18 protein-coding genes are annotated in these 14,733 nt (G+C 62.4%); all 18 read left to right on the forward strand.

Annotated features, from left to right (window positions below; translation table 11 throughout):
• Nucleotides 1-2: 2 nt before the first annotated feature.
• The 18 genes from ACCD11_RS11475 to ACCD11_RS11560 all read left to right on the forward strand — a co-directional run bounded on the left by ACCD11_RS11475 (nt 3) and on the right by ACCD11_RS11560 (nt 14,732).
• Entirely contained in the window at nt 3-803 is an 801-nt protein-coding gene (locus tag ACCD11_RS11475; protein WP_007835740.1) for a flagellar hook-basal body protein, read from the forward strand.
• Between the two features lie 42 nt (nt 804-845).
• On the forward strand, nt 846-1,634 hold the full coding sequence (flgG, locus tag ACCD11_RS11480; RefSeq protein WP_007835738.1) for a flagellar basal-body rod protein FlgG: 789 nt from the start codon (nt 846-848) through the stop codon (nt 1,632-1,634).
• Nucleotides 1,635-1,998: 364 nt separating this feature from the next.
• A complete protein-coding gene (gene flgA, locus ACCD11_RS11485; RefSeq protein WP_413313936.1) occupies nt 1,999-2,676 on the forward strand; it encodes a flagellar basal body P-ring formation chaperone FlgA in 678 nt (225 codons plus the stop codon).
• Nucleotides 2,673-3,281, forward strand: coding sequence for a flagellar basal body L-ring protein FlgH (locus ACCD11_RS11490; RefSeq protein ID WP_413313937.1), 609 nt, complete (start codon nt 2,673-2,675; stop codon nt 3,279-3,281). Before flgA ends, ACCD11_RS11490 begins: the two co-directional genes overlap by 4 nt.
• A complete protein-coding gene (locus ACCD11_RS11495; protein WP_413313938.1) occupies nt 3,281-4,429 on the forward strand; it encodes a flagellar basal body P-ring protein FlgI in 1,149 nt (382 codons plus the stop codon). The genes ACCD11_RS11490 and ACCD11_RS11495 overlap by 1 nt, the downstream gene beginning before the upstream one ends.
• 62 nt (nt 4,430-4,491) lie before the next feature.
• Nucleotides 4,492-4,875 (forward strand): flagellar basal body protein, encoded by a 384-nt coding sequence (locus ACCD11_RS11500; protein WP_413313939.1) that lies wholly within the window; start codon nt 4,492-4,494, stop codon nt 4,873-4,875.
• A 4-nt stretch (nt 4,876-4,879) separates the two neighbouring features.
• On the forward strand, nt 4,880-5,359 hold the full coding sequence (flgC, locus tag ACCD11_RS11505) for a flagellar basal body rod protein FlgC (protein WP_007835728.1): 480 nt from the start codon (nt 4,880-4,882) through the stop codon (nt 5,357-5,359).
• Nucleotides 5,356-5,724 carry a flagellar hook-basal body complex protein FliE gene (fliE, locus tag ACCD11_RS11510; protein ID WP_413313940.1) on the forward strand — a complete coding sequence of 123 codons (369 nt, stop codon included), beginning with the start codon at nt 5,356-5,358 and terminating at the stop codon, nt 5,722-5,724. Before flgC ends, fliE begins: the two co-directional genes overlap by 4 nt.
• Nucleotides 5,721-7,217 carry a flagellar basal-body MS-ring/collar protein FliF gene (fliF, locus tag ACCD11_RS11515; protein WP_413313941.1) on the forward strand — a complete coding sequence of 499 codons (1,497 nt, stop codon included), beginning with the start codon at nt 5,721-5,723 and terminating at the stop codon, nt 7,215-7,217. The genes fliE and fliF overlap by 4 nt, the downstream gene beginning before the upstream one ends.
• The gene (locus ACCD11_RS11520) at nt 7,217-7,882 is read left to right on the forward strand and encodes a hypothetical protein (protein ID WP_413313942.1); all 666 of its coding nucleotides are present in this window, start codon (nt 7,217-7,219) and stop codon (nt 7,880-7,882) included. The genes fliF and ACCD11_RS11520 overlap by 1 nt, the downstream gene beginning before the upstream one ends.
• A 353-nt stretch (nt 7,883-8,235) precedes the next feature.
• Nucleotides 8,236-8,772 (forward strand): FliH/SctL family protein, encoded by a 537-nt coding sequence (locus ACCD11_RS11525; protein WP_413313943.1) that lies wholly within the window; start codon nt 8,236-8,238, stop codon nt 8,770-8,772.
• A 1-nt stretch (nt 8,773) separates the two neighbouring features.
• Nucleotides 8,774-10,177 carry a FliI/YscN family ATPase gene (locus ACCD11_RS11530; RefSeq protein ID WP_413313944.1) on the forward strand — a complete coding sequence of 468 codons (1,404 nt, stop codon included), beginning with the start codon at nt 8,774-8,776 and terminating at the stop codon, nt 10,175-10,177.
• Nucleotides 10,174-10,698 (forward strand): hypothetical protein, encoded by a 525-nt coding sequence (locus ACCD11_RS11535; protein ID WP_413313945.1) that lies wholly within the window; start codon nt 10,174-10,176, stop codon nt 10,696-10,698. Before ACCD11_RS11530 ends, ACCD11_RS11535 begins: the two co-directional genes overlap by 4 nt.
• On the forward strand, nt 10,695-11,663 hold the full coding sequence (locus tag ACCD11_RS11540; RefSeq protein ID WP_413313946.1) for a hypothetical protein: 969 nt from the start codon (nt 10,695-10,697) through the stop codon (nt 11,661-11,663). Before ACCD11_RS11535 ends, ACCD11_RS11540 begins: the two co-directional genes overlap by 4 nt.
• The gene (locus ACCD11_RS11545; RefSeq protein WP_007835712.1) at nt 11,663-12,064 is read left to right on the forward strand and encodes a flagellar hook capping FlgD N-terminal domain-containing protein; all 402 of its coding nucleotides are present in this window, start codon (nt 11,663-11,665) and stop codon (nt 12,062-12,064) included. Before ACCD11_RS11540 ends, ACCD11_RS11545 begins: the two co-directional genes overlap by 1 nt.
• A 27-nt stretch (nt 12,065-12,091) precedes the next feature.
• Nucleotides 12,092-13,276, forward strand: a complete 1,185-nt coding sequence (gene flgF, locus ACCD11_RS11550) for a flagellar basal-body rod protein FlgF (protein ID WP_007835711.1) — start codon at nt 12,092-12,094, stop codon at nt 13,274-13,276.
• The gene (locus ACCD11_RS11555; RefSeq protein ID WP_413313947.1) at nt 13,273-14,304 is read left to right on the forward strand and encodes a FliM/FliN family flagellar motor C-terminal domain-containing protein; all 1,032 of its coding nucleotides are present in this window, start codon (nt 13,273-13,275) and stop codon (nt 14,302-14,304) included. The genes flgF and ACCD11_RS11555 overlap by 4 nt, the downstream gene beginning before the upstream one ends.
• A complete protein-coding gene (locus ACCD11_RS11560) occupies nt 14,301-14,732 on the forward strand; it encodes a FliM/FliN family flagellar motor switch protein (RefSeq protein WP_413313948.1) in 432 nt (143 codons plus the stop codon). The genes ACCD11_RS11555 and ACCD11_RS11560 overlap by 4 nt, the downstream gene beginning before the upstream one ends.
• Nucleotide 14,733 lies beyond the last annotated feature (1 nt).

The raw sequence follows: 14,733 nt of genomic DNA on the forward strand, positions 1-14,733 counted from the left end.
CGATGAGCGACGTACTCGCGATCACTCTGAACGGAATGCAGCAGGACATGGCGCGCGTGGAGCGTGTCAGCATGAACATGGCCAACGCCACAACGCCGGGCTACAAGCGTGAGGTCGCTAGCAGCCTGCCTGTGGGTGCTACAGCGTTCGCCGACGCAATGCGCGGTGTCGATGCTGCACGAGGTGCCGCGCGCTCGACATCCCCGGGGTTGCCGTCTGCGAGCTTGGCTGCAGCTGGCAGCTTGCTGATCCAGACGGATGATCGGGCGGGTACGCTGAAGACCACAGGCCAGAACTTGGACGTCGCGCTGGCCACACCGGGCTTCTTCGAAGTCTCCACCGACGCGGGTTTGGGATACACACGGCTCGGTAGTTGGCAGCTCGACGGGCGCGGCAGGCTCGTTACTGCGCAAGGTAACCCTGTGATGGGCATCGGCGGCGAAATCGTGCTGACCCGACCCAATCCGGTGATCGACGCGTCGGGGCAAGTTTTCGAAAGCAAGCCCGGCGGCGGGACCGAAGCGACGCCGGTCGGGCAACTGAAGGTGGTTCGCTTTGACAAGGGCTCGAACCTCGAACACCTCGGCAACGGCCTATTGCGCACCGACGCAGCGCCGCTGCAGCTGACTGACGCTGAGATTCAGCTGCGCCAGGGGTTCATCGAAAACTCGAACGTCAACTCCATGCAGGAGATGACGCAGTTGATCCAGTCCATGCGCCACTTCGAGTCGATGCAGCGCGTTGCACTCGGCTACGACGAAATGATTGGTGGTGCGGTGCGCAAGCTCGGCGATCTCTCATGAACTGCTGCCCGACAAACGTCCAATCTCTAAAGGCTTTTTCTCATGTTTGATGCTCTCTACATCAGTGCGACTGGCATGCAGGCGCAGCAACTCAACGTCGACACCATCGCGAACAATCTGGCCAACGTCAACACAGCAGGGTTCAAGAAGGGCAAAGTGGGTTTTTCAGACCTGATGGTTCGTGAAGCCGGCCGGCTGCTTCCCTCCCAGGAAGATGCCGGCATCCTGGCTGCAGAGAACCGATTGGGTGCGGGCGTTGGGATTGCAGCTGTCTCCAAGCTCTTCGACATGGGCGAGTTGAAGAAGACCGAGTCTGCCTATGACCTGGCGATCCAGGGTGAAGGTTTTCTCGAGGTGACCATGCCTGATGGATCCAGTGCCTATACCCGGGGTGGCACCTTCAAGATCAACAAAGATGGATTACTGGCCACGTCCGGCGGTTTCCCGCTGAAGGCCAACGTGGCCGTTCCCGACAACGCGCAGAACCTGCAGATTGATGGCGATGGGCGTGTGCGCGTCCAGGTGGCGGGGCAGAGCGCACCCGTGGAGGTGGGTCAGCTCGATCTGGTGCGGTTCACGAGCCCTTCGGCGCTGTCGCCTCAGGGCGATGGTCTTTACCGGTCAAGTACCGGATCGGGCGATGCAATTGCCGGCAAGGCGAGCGAGGATGGCATGGGCAGCTTCGCGCAAGGCTTTCTCGAGGGGTCGAACGTAAAGCTCAACGAAGAGATGGTCAATCTCATGGTGGCTCAGCGTGTGTACGAGGCCAACGTGAAAGTCATGCAGGCGTCGGATGAAATGCTCGGGATGATCAATGGCCTGCGCAAGTAGTCTGCGGCGAATCTGCGGAGGCCTCCTCGGCATGGCGACGGTCACGACGGTCACAGTGGTCGCCGCTGCCGGCGCACCGTCTGTCCCTGCCTCATCGATCCGCGATGTGCCGGTGTCGATTGAACTACGGCCGCGGGTCCAGGTAGAGGGGGCCAGCGTCCGGCTCGGAGATATTGCGTTCCTTACAACGCGGGATCTTGGCACTCTGCGCAAGCTCATGGCAGTCCCTATTGGCGCGGCCCCACGTGCGGGCGCGCCCATTGCCGTAGATCGCAATACTGTCATGCGCTGGGTGGAATCTCGGAGCGCCGTCCAAGCGGGAGATGCAGTCCCGTCGCTCCGTTGGAGCGGCGCCGGCGAAACATTGATCGAAACCGCCGCGCAGGATTTGGCGGGCGAAACCGTGGTTGATGCTGCGCGCTCAGCACTGTTGAAGTGGCTGCAGCTGCGCAGCTTGCATGCGGACGTGCAATCGGTTTCAACGGTTCGTGACCTTGTCCTCCCGGCGGGTCAACCGGTGCTGCGCGTTCGTCCTATTGCTGACCAGACTCAGCCTGCGCGGCGGATGCTGGTCTGGGTCGATGCCTGGGTGGGCGACAGATTCGTTCGCACGACGGCTGTGGCGTTCGAAGTCAACGCCTGGGCACAAGCCACGGTCGCGACGTCGCCGATGACCGCCGGTGCTCAAGTGGACGGTGTGGTACTCCGTGGCGCAACTGAAACCCGCGAAGTGGACCTGACGGCGCTTCCAAGCGGACGCCCAGCTCGCCTCGAAATCGCCGACGGCGGCTCACAACGGCTTCGCAAGCCGCTTAAGCCTGGTGAGGTGCTTACCGACGCGCATCTTCAATCGACCCCGTCAGTGACTCGTGGAAACTGGGCGCAGCTTCTGGCCCGCAGTGGTGACGTGTCAGTGGAGAGCCGCGTGGAGGTGCTCCAGGACGGGCGTCCTGGGCAGTTCGTGCGCGTGAAGGTGCCGGGTTCAAGTGGTGAAGTGCTGGCACGGGTGACGGGTCCTGGGCAAGTCGAGGTGCAACCATGAAGTTGTCGCCACTGCTTCGGCGATCGCAATGCACGCTTCTTGCCGTGCTTTGCATCGCCAGCGCATGTGCTGCGGTGCCGACATTCGCTGAGAGCTTGTACCAAGAGGGCAGCTTCAGGCCCCTGACGGCGGACAACAAGGCCTTCCGCGTCGGCGATTCACTGACCATTCAGGTCTTTGAGAACTCGTCAGCCACCACCAGCGCAAATACCGGAACGCGCCGTGCGAACGACATCGCAGGTTCGGTCACGCAGACGGGAAACCGCATTGTCGGCCAGCTCGGTATTGGCGTGAGCGGCGATTTCGATGGGGGAGGGCGCACGCAGCGAACCAACAAGTTGCTCGCGACGCTGACGGTGACTGTGAAGGACGTGCTCCCGAACGGTGAGCTGCGTGTGGCCGGAGAGCAGTTGCTCACGGTCAATGACGAACTGCAGAAGGTGAACCTGGAGGGACGCGTGCGGCCTCAGGACATCTCTGACGGGAACGTCGTGCTTTCCACAAGGCTGGCGGACGCGCACATCACCTATGTGGGTGAGGGCGACGTCTCCGACCGCGCACGCCGCAGCGCGTGGCGAAAGATTTTCGATTGGCTGGGACTGTGATGCATCGTTCAACTTCCTGGTTCCCAGCGCGTTTGCTGTGCGGCCTATTTGCAGTTGCACTTGGCCTTGGCCCTGCGGTAGCGCAGGCCGCAGCACCCGACACGGTCCGGGTGAAGGACCTGGGCAAGCTCAAGGGGTGGCGCGACAACGCGCTCTTCGGCACCGGCATCGTGACGGGCTTGGCGGGTACGGGAGATTCGCCATCGAACCGGACGACCCGCCAGTCGCTGGCCAATGTGTTGTCGCAGTTCAACCTGACCATCGCGCCGGAGGCCGTCCAAAGCCGCAACGTCGCAGTCGTCATGGTGAGTGCTTCGCTGCCGACATTTGCACGCGAAGGTGACACGCTCGATGTCACCGTGAGCTCGGCTGGCGACGCGCGAAGCCTCGTTGGTGGCACCTTGCTAGTGACGGCACTGAAGGGTGCGAACGGACGTGTCTACGCGTTGGCGCAGGGCGGCCTGTCGGTCGGCGGCTACCGCTACGACGCGAACGGCAATGTCGTTCAGAAGAACCACCCGACCAGTGGAGCGATTCCCAACGGTGCAACCGTGGAGGTCGGCGTGAACGCTTCGATGCTCGATGAGCGCCAGAACGTGACTTTTGTGCTCTCCGAGCCGGACTACACCACGGCAAGTCGCGTGGCGGATGCGATCAACAGGCAGCTGGGCACCGGCATGGCGAAGGCCCGCGACGCCTCCGGCATCGAGATCGCTGTGCCGCCCGCACAGCGTGACGAGCTCGTGACCTTGTTCACGCGCATCGAGAACGTCACGGTCGAGCCGGATCGACGCGCCAAGGTGGTCATCAACGAGCGCACAGGAACGGTTGTCTCAGGCGGCGATGTGCGCATCTCGCGCGTCGCGATCTCGCACGGTGACATCAAGATCGCGATCTCGAGCCAGAACTCGGCCTCTCAGCCCTACAACGTGATCAACGGCGGGCCGGACATTCGAACGGCCATCGTGACCAACACGCGGGTCGATGTCGACGAATCCAACGGCACAGGGTTCGTGACCGGAAGCAACACCGTGTCCGATCTTGTTCAGTCGTTGGCTCGGATGAAGACGAGCACACGAGATGTGATTTCGATTCTGCGTGCTGTCAAAGCGGCGGGTGCCTTGCACGGCGAGCTCGTCGTGCAGTAGCCGCGACAACGCCAGATCCTACTTAGACGTTCAACGCATTTTCCAAGCATGTGGAGACAAGAATGACGGATGGAATTGAGGCCGTGACCCGATCGGCGCTGGCCCTGGCGCTCGATGCAGCCAGCATGCGCCAGCAAGCGATCGCGGCGAACATTGCCAACGCAAACGTCGTGGGCTATGTGCCCCAGAGAGTCAGCTTCGAGGCCCAGATGGTCGAGGTGCAGCGCAGCATGGAGCAGTCCGGACGCATCGACGCATTTGCACTCGCGCAAGTGCGTCCAAATATCGAGCCGGCGGTTGACGATGCTGGCGTGCCCAGACAGGTTCAGCTCGACGTCGAGGCTGCCGACATGGCACGCAACGCCGTGCACTACCAAGCGCTGGTCAAGGGTCTCTCGCGTCATTTTTCACTACTCTCAATGGCTGCCAGCGACGGCAGGAAATAAGGCCATGGACTATTCCCGATCCTTTGCCATCAGCGCCATCGGCATGAACATCGAGCGCACCCGCGTCGACGTGGCGGCGTTGAACTTGGCCAACGCCAACACCGTACAGGGTGTCGGTGGAGTGAACTACCAACCGCTGCGCGTCATCGCCGAGTCACGTGCCGCTTCAGCCGCTGCGACAGGCTCGCGTGACAGCGCGGCCTTTGGCGCGCTGGTCTCCCAGGGACTTGGCGTGCAGGACCTGGCAGCCAGTGGTGCGCCTTTTGTGCAGGTCGTGCCAACCAACGCACCACCGCGGCTGGTCTACGAGCCCGGTCACCCGCTGGCGAACGACAAAGGCTATGTTTCGTATGTCGCCGTTGATACCGCAACCGAGATGGTCAGCATGATGAGCGCGACGCGAGCCTACGAGGCCAACGTGTCGGCGATGAATACGACGCGCATGCTGGCTCTGCGCGCGCTTGATATCGGGAGTAATGCATGAGCGCGTTTCTGCCGGTTGAAGCCCTTTCGGCACTGTCACCGCAGGCGCAATCCATGGTCGTCATCGCGCAAGCCGGCTCGCCCATGCAAGCCGCGGGCGCGACCGACCCTGCGCATTTGGCGAACGCGGCGGACGTATCCGCGACGGGATCTTTTGGAAACATGGTCTCCGAAGGACTCTCGCAGATCAACAGCAAGATGGTGGACAGCGAAGTCGGACTGCAGAAACTTGCGATCGGGGACGCGCAGAACCTGCACCAACTCATGATCAACCTTGAGGAAAGTCGCTTGTCCTTCCAGGTGATGATGCAAGTGCGCAGCCGGCTGCTTGAGGCCTATCAAGACATCATGAAGATGCCGATATGAAATTTTGGCAAGGATTGACACAGCGCGCCCGCGCCGGATTGATTGGTGGCGTTCTGATCATTGTGTTGGGCGTCGCGCTGGCTGCGTGGTGGGTGTTCCGCACTGAGTACCAGGTTCTCTTTTCGGAGCTCAAGCCGCAGGACGCGCAAGCGATGACGACCGAACTGGAGCGTCTGAAGATTCCTTACCGTCTCGGCGACAACGGCACCGCGATTCTGGTGGACAAGACCACCGTGCACGCGACGCGCATCAAACTGATGGGCAAGGAGTTGCCGCTGCAGGGCGCAGTGGGTCTGGAGCTGTTCAACAACACGGACTTCGGCATGACCGAGTTCGCTCAGAAGATCAACTACCAGCGCGCGCTTCAAGGCGAGCTTACGCGCACCATTCAGTCGCTGGCAGAAGTGCGCGAGGTCCGTGTGCTGCTGGCATTGCCCGAGCAGGGGTTATTTAAGCAGGCGACTGCGAAAGCGAAAGCCTCGATCACATTGACGATGCGCCAAGGGCAAATGCTGCGCCCGGAGCAGGTGGCCGGCGTTCAGCGCCTGGTCGCTGCGGCGGTACCGGGCATGGCGACGCAGGACGTCACCATCGTGGATGGTCACGGCGTCGCACTCACACGCGCGGATGCAGGCAACGGCGACGTCGACGCCAATGCTGCGCGGCTGGATCTGAAACGCGACACCGAGGCATATCTGGTGCGTAAGGTGTCGGCAGTACTGGATCGCAGCTTTGGCCAAGGACAGGCGCTTGCCAGCGTTGATGTAACGCTAAACATGGATCAGATACGCACGACAACGGAGGATGTGCTGCCTGCGGCCTCACGCTCAGGCCTGCAGGCAACGGGTGTGGTCGTGCGCGAGCGCGAGGTGCTTCGTGATGGCGGCGGCGCCGACACGCGTGCGATCGATACTGCCGCACCGCGCGCAGGCAGCGCGCAGCGCGACGTGGAGTACGCGGTGGGTCGGCGCGTCGAGCAGGTGGTCAGCCAGCCGGGCTCCATTCGTCGTGTGCAAGTCGTCGCGGTGGTCCGAAAAGCATTGGACGTCGCGCAGGAAGAACAACTGCGAAAGGTGCTCGCGGCGGCCGTTGGAGCTTCGATAGAGCGCGGCGACACCGTGGTCGTCCAATCGCTTTCGTCGCAGGCGATCGCGCTACCGGAGTCTGGCGTGCCCGCAGCTGGTGGCAACCCCGAATCGCCGGCAACGGAGGGAGCGAGTACGGCCACAACCGTCTCACAAGCGCCGGATACAGGTGAGCTGGGCTGGCTTCGGTGGCTTCTGGCCGTTGCGTTGGCCGTTGTGGCAATCGCCTGGATTGTGCGCGCTGCGTGGCGCGACCGGCTGCATGGTGCCGTTGGTGGAGCAGGAGCACCGAGTGCGGCGCTCAGCGACGCCGAACGTGCTGCAGCATTGAGCCGCGTGCGTGATTGGCTGAATGAACCAAGTCCTGCATCCGCCGGCACTGCGGGCAACACGCGAAGGAACGGCTGATGGCTTCGCTGGTTGGTGGCTCGGTCGTTGGAGCGGATATGCCTGCCGGGATATCGGGCTATGGGGCCGCTATGGCGTCGTTGCCTCAGGAAACCGGCGGCGCGCGCCATGCGGCGCTGCTGCTGCACGCGATGACGCCCTTGGACCGCGGATGGATGTTGAATGCGCTTCCGGTTTGCGAGCGCGAAGAAATGCGCAGGCTGCTCGCGGAATTGGAGGCATTGGGCATCGAGCGGGACGCTACGCTTATCGCGGAGGCCACAGCGCACGTACAGGCAGGCTCTGCCGTGTCTGACGAATCCATGCTCATGACGCTCGACGAGTCGGGGGTTCAACGTGCCGTCGAGTATCTTCGCGCAGAGCCCGTGGGGCTCATTGCCCATTGGCTGCAGATAGCAGCCTGGCCTTGGCGCGATGCGCTTCTGCGCGCAATGGAGCCTGTTCAGCGCCGACGCTTGGAGGGCGCAATGGCGGAACAGTCGTCTGCAATGGACGGTTTTGCAGTTCCGTCGGGCTTGCGAGCGGCGCTGATCGAGGGCGTGGCCCAGCATGTCCGTTCAGCACCAGCGGCTGCAAAGTTGCCCCCAGCGCCGTGGAAAAGAATCAGACAGTCGTTCTCGCGCCTTTGGGGCCACGGCGCGTCCGCAAGGAGCACTCGGAAATGACGGCAGTACTACCTCAGCGGGAGGGACCGCCAAGCGGCAGCGAAGAGCTGTCGTCGGTGCGAGTCCTTCGCGATGTTGTATTGCAGGGCCAGGTCTCGCCGGGGCGCCCACGCCCTGCCATCACGCAACCACCTCGCGCGACTACGGAGGCTCCGGTGCGTTTGCCCGCACAGCGAGCACCAGTTGCCGGCGAGGCGGCAGCGTCCGTCCCTGTGTCGGTCTCAGTCGCCGCTAACGCAGTGCCCGCGAGAGACCAAGAGGCCGGATACCGGCGTGGTCACGAAGAAGGGCTCGCCAAGGGGCTGGCCGAAGGAAGAGAGCGAGCGGCAGACGAGGCCCGACAAGCCGGTGAGTTGGCCACTCGCAAGGCACAGCGCGAATTGGCCGAGCGCACTGAAAGCCTCAACCGGGAGCTCACGCAGCAAGCACAGGTCGCTTATCAGGCGCGGGTCAAGGTCCTCGCCCAACTGATCGAGGCGCTGCCTCAGCAAGTCGAGGCACGGCTCGCGGCCGCCGAGGAAGACATGCTTGCGTTGTCCTTCGAGGCGGTCTGTCGGGTGCTCGGCGACCACGTCGTCACAGCCAACGGTCTTCGCGCGCAACTGTTGCAGTCGGTGCGCGCGATGCGCGGGCGCCGGCTGGTGGCTGTGCACCTTCATCCCGACGACTTGGCGACTTTGCAAAGAGAACCCGATGCGGCAGCTGACCTCCTGGCGAACGAGGCCATCGAATGGGTGGCGGATGCAGAGATGACGCTGGGTGGGTGCATCGTGCGCTCTCCGGAAGGCGGCCTTGACGCGCGCCTTGACACGCAGCTGGGCGCTCTGCGCGATCTGTTGCTGCGGTCAAGGGCCGCACCGCCTAGCACTCCTTCGAGCGGGACTGCCTGACATGGATGCACTTGCTGTCAGTCGCCTAGCGCTTCGGGACGTCGATCTGCGTCGTCGGGTCGGCTGGGTGCGTGAGATGCAGGGTCTGGCCATCGATGCGCTGGGTCCGGACGCGTCCGTTGGCGAGCTTTGCCGCATCATGGTCAGGCCAAGCGGGCAAGACCGGATGAATGGTACGCCCGGGCGTGACAGCACCACGGCGCCCAGTGTGCTGGCCGAAGTTGTCGGCTTGAAGCCGGGTCGCGTGACGCTGATGCCTTACGGTTCTGTGGAGGGAATCGCCGCAGGGTGCGAGGTTCATGCGCTCGGCGCCGATTCGCAAATCGGTGTCGGCGACGCGCTGCTCGGGCGCGTAATCGACGGATTTGGCGAGCCGTTCGATGGCAGGCCCAAGCCGGTGGTTGCCGCCCGCCGGTCGTTGAAGGCCTCGCCGATCAATCCGATGCGCCGTCCGCCCATCAATCGGGTGCTGGAGACGGGCATCCGCAGTATCGACGGCCTTCTCACGCTGGGCCTTGGTCAGCGCGTGGGAATATTCGCGGGCAGCGGCGTTGGAAAAAGCACGTTGCTCGGCCTGCTGGCTCGCCATGTCAAGGCACAGGGTGACGCAGAGCAGGGCGGTATCAACGTGATCGCCTTGATCGGCGAACGCGGGCGCGAAGTTCGCGAGTTCATTGAAAAGCAACTTGGACCCGAAGGCCTTGCAAGGTCGGTGGTCGTCGTGGCCACCTCGGATCAGCCGGCATTGGCAAGGTTGCGCGCAGCCTACGCTGCGCTGTCGATCGCAGAACACTTCAGGGATGAAGGTCGTCATGTCCTGCTGACGATGGATTCGATCACGCGCTTTGCGATGGCGCGTCGCGAAGTTGGTCTTTCTGCGGGTGAACCACCCACGGCACGTGGCTATACGCCATCGGTCTTCGCCGAGTTGCCCGAACTGTGCGAGCGCTGCGGCATGGCGCCCGGAGGTGGTTCGATCACGGCGTTGCTCACCGTCTTGGTGGAAGGCGACGACTTCAATGAGCCGGTATCGGACGCCTTGCGCGCGATCCTGGACGGCCACATTGTGCTGTCGCGACAGCTTGCCCACCGCGGCCACTACCCCGCAATCGATGTTCTTAAAAGTGTGAGCCGCCTGATGCCTGACCTGGCCGATGCGGCCCAGCGAGCGCTGGCGGTCGCTGCTGTGCAGCAGTTGGCATTGCTGGAGCGCAACCGGCAGATGATCGACATCGGCGCGTACGAGCGAGGCTCCAACGCCGAGCTTGACCGCGCATTGGACATCGAACCCGCGCTGCAGGCCTGGTTGCGTCAGAGCACTGGTGGCGCGAGCCGTGTCGAAGCCATACAGGCCCTGCGCGGTGCTTTGGCGTCAACCGCCAAGTCGGGCGGGGCGGCTGCATGATGAGTTCGACGGCAACATCATCGACCTCAGGTGCTCGGGATTTCGACGCGCGGGGTTTTGTCTATGCGCTCGAGCCCGTTCGTCAGCGTCAGCAGTGGAATCTGGACAAGGCCATGGCCGCGTTGGCTCAGGCGCAAAAGCAACTGTGGGAGACCGAAGCGAGGCTGGTGCAGCTGATGGCATCGCATGATGAACAGGCTGAGCTGCTTGGCAAAGCTTTGCAGCAACGCCTCGACCCGATTGCGCACCGTCGCAATCTGGCGTACCTGGCGAACCTTCGCGATCAATGGCACGTGCTGGATCGAGCGCGCGAAGAGCAACGCAATCATCGCGACTCACTGCGCGATCAATGCATTCGCCAACAGGTGAAGCTGGATGGTCTCGCGCAACACAAAGAGGACGCGCTTGCGCAGTACGGCGATGAGATGCGCAAGCGCGATCTCAACGAGAAGGACCGTGATTGGCTTGCTCGTTCGGTCACCGCGCGCACGCCTGCCAACGTACAGGAGCAGACTCTATGAGTGCGACGAACCCCGCAGGTGCGGCACCAGGCTTGCCGAGTCTGGTCAGCCGATCATCACAGAACGGCTCCCATCAAGGCGACAACGCCGAGCGTCAACTCGCATGGGCGCGTGAGATGGAACGGGCTCAAATGAACAGTTGGTTCAAGCCCGTGAATACAGCGCGAAGTGGCTCCGGCTCCGGCGGGACTGCCCACGGGCAGCAGCGCACCGAAGACGCTGTTGCAACAGCGCGCGCCCCTCAACTTGGGAAGATGCGCCAAGCGACGTCCATTGCGAAATCCGGGCCGCCCAAGGGGCCAGTTCCGGAGCGTGAGATCTCCGATCGCGGGCAGGGCGCAGAGCAGTTCCTCGCCGATCAATCGGCCGAAGCTGGGGTGGCCGGTGTGCCGAATGGTGTTCGGGCCACAACCGGCGTTGTCACTGGCACTGTGCTCTCTGCACTGCAGGCGACCAACAGCATCTCTTCCCAGGTGCTGCTCACCGCAGGCATGCAAGCATTGATGCCGTCTGCTTCTGCTGCTGTGACGCTCGTATCCACCCCGGTGGGTTTGCGGTCGTCGGACGATGCTGCATCGACGGCTGTGTCTGAGCAGACGAGAGGAGATGAGGCGCAGGGTCAGATGGATTCTGTCGGCGCAGGGACAGAGCCAGGTGCAGGGGCGGGGCGGGCCGTGTCCGGGACCGAAGCGCCGGTCAGGTTGCATGAGGAAAGCACTCCGCGCGGACAGGCGGTCTGGATCGCGATGCGAGCCGACGATGCCACGCTTGCTGCAATGTTGCCGCAGTGGGTCGCCGATTTGCAGCGCGGCATGCGCATACGAGGGGAGCGTCTGCATCAGGTCGTTTGCAATGGCCAGGTTGTCTGGCGTGACGACGTAGCGACCTCGTCGCACATCGCTTCTGCCGCGGGTGGCGATGCCAACTCAAACATGTTCGATTCAATTGATTCCAAGGAGGCGTGATGGCCATTGATGCAGTGAGCGGTTCGGGCGCGACCAACCTACAGGCCAACAGCCTGGGTATGGAAGACTTTCTCAAGATTCTTCTGACGCAACTGACGTATCAGGATCCGCTGAAGCCCATGGACAACCAGCAGTTCATGGCGCAAATGGCGCAGTTCACCAGTCTCGAACAAACGCAGCAGCTCAACACCAAGATCGAAACCCTGATCACGAATCAGGCAGCGCTTCAGTCGGTTGGCCTGATCGGCAAGACGGTCGATGTGAACACGGCAACGGGCCTTGTGACAGGCACGGTCAGTGCCCTGTCGCTCTCGGGTGACGCTCCGCTGCTGACGGTGCAGACACTCGCGGGCGGGACGATGAACAGGGTGTCGCTCAGCCAACTTGCTGCGGTGCGCTGAGCGCGATATCGCTTCGAAGGAAATCCAATGCTTGATTCAATTTACGTTGGCATGACTGGTTTGCTGGGTTACTCGCAGGGGTTGCGCGTCATCGCGAACAACACTGCGAACCTGAATACGCCCGGTTTCAAGAGCTCAAGCTTGCAGTTTGCAGACATGTTCTACACCGGAGGAAATCTCAGCGGTGGCAACGCCGATCATCGCGAGCAGATGGGCTTCGGGCTTAACACTGCAGGAACGTCGATCTCGTTCAAACAGGGCGAGCTTCGCCAGACTGGCAACGATTTGGACATGGCCATCGACGGTCAAGGGCTCTTCGTTCTGCAGGACGAGCAGGGAAAGCTGGCCTACACGCGAGCTGGGCAGTTCAAGTTCGACAACGATGGCATCCTGGTCAGTCGGACCAACGGCGAAAAGGTCATGTCCATGGACGAGAACGGGGGCTTCGTGCCTGTCTCTCTGGCCGGCAAGATGATGAACCTTGGCAAGCCGACATCGCGCGTGGAATTTTCGGGCAATTTGTCCAACACCGTCGCGGAGCAAACAATCGGTGGCATCACAGTCATCGATGCTGGAGGGGCCAGTCACGCACTCACGATGAAATTCTCGGTCAAGTCCGCGGGCGAGTCGGGCACGACCATGAAGCTCGAGTTGATGGACGGCACCACTGTCGTCAACACAAGTGAGATGGTGTTCGTCAACGGCAAGCCGACGCCCGCCACGTCAACGGTCCAGGTCGCCTACACCCCGAGCGGCAAACCGGCGATGGCGCTGTCTTTGGACTTCAGTTCCGATGTCGTGCTTTTCGCCGGACAGACGACGCTCAAGGTCGACTCCCAGAACGGTGTGGGGCCCGGTGCACTCAGTGCCACTGCGTTCGACACGACGGGCACGCTGGTCATGAGCTATTCGAACGGACAGACCCTTAAAGGAGCGAGGCTGGCGCTGGCGCGATTCGATTCGCCTGGCGCAGTGGCTTCGATTGGCAACAACCAGTTCGAAGCACTGGACCAGAACGCCTGGCACTACGGCGGCGCGACCGAGGGCGCCTTCGGCACGGTGCAATCCGGCCGGGTGGAGATCTCCAACGTCGACCTGTCGCAGGAGTTCAGCGATCTGGTCATCATGCAGCGCGGCTACCAGGCCAGTTCGCAGGTCATCTCGACCGCCAACGACATGCTGCAGGAACTCTTTTCGATGAAAAGCAGATGACAGCTGCCGTTTCTCACGAAGGGGAGCCTTCGATGCTGTTGGATGGCAGCGCGTCCGAGCGAAAAGCTCGCGCCTTGCGCAGCTGGTCGCTTGCACAGCGGAACGCGCTGGCACTGCGATTCGTCAATGTTGTTGCGGCATGGCGGGACGAGTGGCTTCCTGCACAGGTCGGTGAAATCTCCAAGCCCAGCGTCGAGGTTTTCGAGCCCAACGGCATGTGGCGGCTTGCATCCGAAGCTTCCGCTTGCTGGTCGTTTGAAGAGCCGCGCCGTGCCTCTTCCGGGGTGCTGCCAGCGCTTGATGGCGCGTCGGCGATCAGCGTCGATGAAAGGACGCCTGCGATGCGCGCGATTGCTGATCGCATGTTTGCGATCGACACGGGGTCTGGTTCGAGCGTCCAAGCAAAAGCTGGCTCGCTCAGCCAGAGCTTGGCGGGGGCATCGGCACGCAAGGCCTGGGACGACTGGATGCGCCGCATCGACATCTTTCTTGATGGCTTTGACCTTGACGCGCGATCCGGTGCGGGCGTTCGGAATCAAGCACCGCCTGCAGCTGCCTGGTCGGGTGCGCTGTGTGTCCGTGCTGCCTGGTGTGGCGGTGAATGGACGCTTGCACTGCCTTGGGAGGCCGTGGTCGCAGCAATCGGACCCGACGCCAAGAGTGCATCCCGGGTGGACACAGGTGCGCCTTCAACGCCGCAGGCGAAGACACGCCTGGATCACGCGCTTGCTGACCGGCGCGTGACTTTGCGCGTGATGCTGGAGGGCGCACAACTCAACCTCGGCCAGATTCAGGCGCTGCGTGTTGGTGATGTCGTCCCGCTATCTCATCGTCTTGACGCGCCCACGTTGGTGGTGGGCTCTGATGGCCACCAAGTGTGCGATGGCTGGCTCGGACAAAGTGGGGGCCATCTGGCAGTGGAACTCTCGGCCCCTTTGTCGTCCGCTCAGGCTGCAACTCTCGCATCGCCACCAATTGGCAACGGCAGCAAACCAAACATTCATTCATCTAAGGGAAGTTTCAAATGACAAAGGCCGTGGAAGGGATCGTGACCGACAACCGCATCGGTGCGACAGAAAGCAGAACTCGTGCAGGACTGGGGCAGGCCGCTTACCCAACCGCCCAGATCATCGCGTTACCGGATCTGCACGCGGGGTCTGATGGCGACACGCTTCAGTCTGATGGCAGCAGTCCCGTTCTCAAGGACTGGAATCCGCTTCACCAGATCAAGGCCAAACTGCAGGTGATGGTTGGCGAGGCCAGCATTTCTGTGGGCGAGCTCCTCGGGGCCAAAGAGCATCAGGTGCTGCGGCTAGACCGGGAAATCGACCAGGCCGTTGATCTCACGATCGAAGGAAAGGTTGTTGCGCGTGGACAGCTGGTGGCAGTGGACGGGCACTTTGCAGTACGAATCACGGAACTGCCCATTGCGTTGGGGCTGACAGCAGGAAACTGAC

Source organism: Variovorax sp. Varisp36 (assembly GCF_047304235.1).
Lineage (GTDB): Bacteria > Pseudomonadota > Gammaproteobacteria > Burkholderiales > Burkholderiaceae_C > Variovorax.

Excerpts from the sequence above, each read along its gene's own strand:
- ACCD11_RS11475 (WP_007835740.1), top strand. The coding sequence starts at position 3 with ATGAGCGACGTACTCGCGATCACTCTGAACGGAATGCAGCAGGACATG.
- flgG (WP_007835738.1), top strand. The coding sequence starts at position 846 with ATGTTTGATGCTCTCTACATCAGTGCGACTGGCATGCAGGCGCAGCAA.
- ACCD11_RS11490 (WP_413313937.1), top strand. The coding sequence starts at position 2,673 with ATGAAGTTGTCGCCACTGCTTCGGCGATCGCAATGCACGCTTCTTGCC.
- ACCD11_RS11495 (WP_413313938.1), top strand. The coding sequence starts at position 3,281 with ATGCATCGTTCAACTTCCTGGTTCCCAGCGCGTTTGCTGTGCGGCCTA.
- ACCD11_RS11500 (WP_413313939.1), top strand. The coding sequence starts at position 4,492 with ATGACGGATGGAATTGAGGCCGTGACCCGATCGGCGCTGGCCCTGGCG.
- flgC (WP_007835728.1), top strand. The coding sequence starts at position 4,880 with ATGGACTATTCCCGATCCTTTGCCATCAGCGCCATCGGCATGAACATC.
- fliE (WP_413313940.1), top strand. The coding sequence starts at position 5,356 with ATGAGCGCGTTTCTGCCGGTTGAAGCCCTTTCGGCACTGTCACCGCAG.
- fliF (WP_413313941.1), top strand. The coding sequence starts at position 5,721 with ATGAAATTTTGGCAAGGATTGACACAGCGCGCCCGCGCCGGATTGATT.
- ACCD11_RS11520 (WP_413313942.1), top strand. The coding sequence starts at position 7,217 with ATGGCTTCGCTGGTTGGTGGCTCGGTCGTTGGAGCGGATATGCCTGCC.
- ACCD11_RS11530 (WP_413313944.1), top strand. The coding sequence starts at position 8,774 with ATGGATGCACTTGCTGTCAGTCGCCTAGCGCTTCGGGACGTCGATCTG.
- ACCD11_RS11535 (WP_413313945.1), top strand. The coding sequence starts at position 10,174 with ATGATGAGTTCGACGGCAACATCATCGACCTCAGGTGCTCGGGATTTC.
- ACCD11_RS11540 (WP_413313946.1), top strand. The coding sequence starts at position 10,695 with ATGAGTGCGACGAACCCCGCAGGTGCGGCACCAGGCTTGCCGAGTCTG.
- ACCD11_RS11545 (WP_007835712.1), top strand. The coding sequence starts at position 11,663 with ATGGCCATTGATGCAGTGAGCGGTTCGGGCGCGACCAACCTACAGGCC.
- flgF (WP_007835711.1), top strand. The coding sequence starts at position 12,092 with ATGCTTGATTCAATTTACGTTGGCATGACTGGTTTGCTGGGTTACTCG.
- ACCD11_RS11555 (WP_413313947.1), top strand. The coding sequence starts at position 13,273 with ATGACAGCTGCCGTTTCTCACGAAGGGGAGCCTTCGATGCTGTTGGAT.
- ACCD11_RS11560 (WP_413313948.1), top strand. The coding sequence starts at position 14,301 with ATGACAAAGGCCGTGGAAGGGATCGTGACCGACAACCGCATCGGTGCG.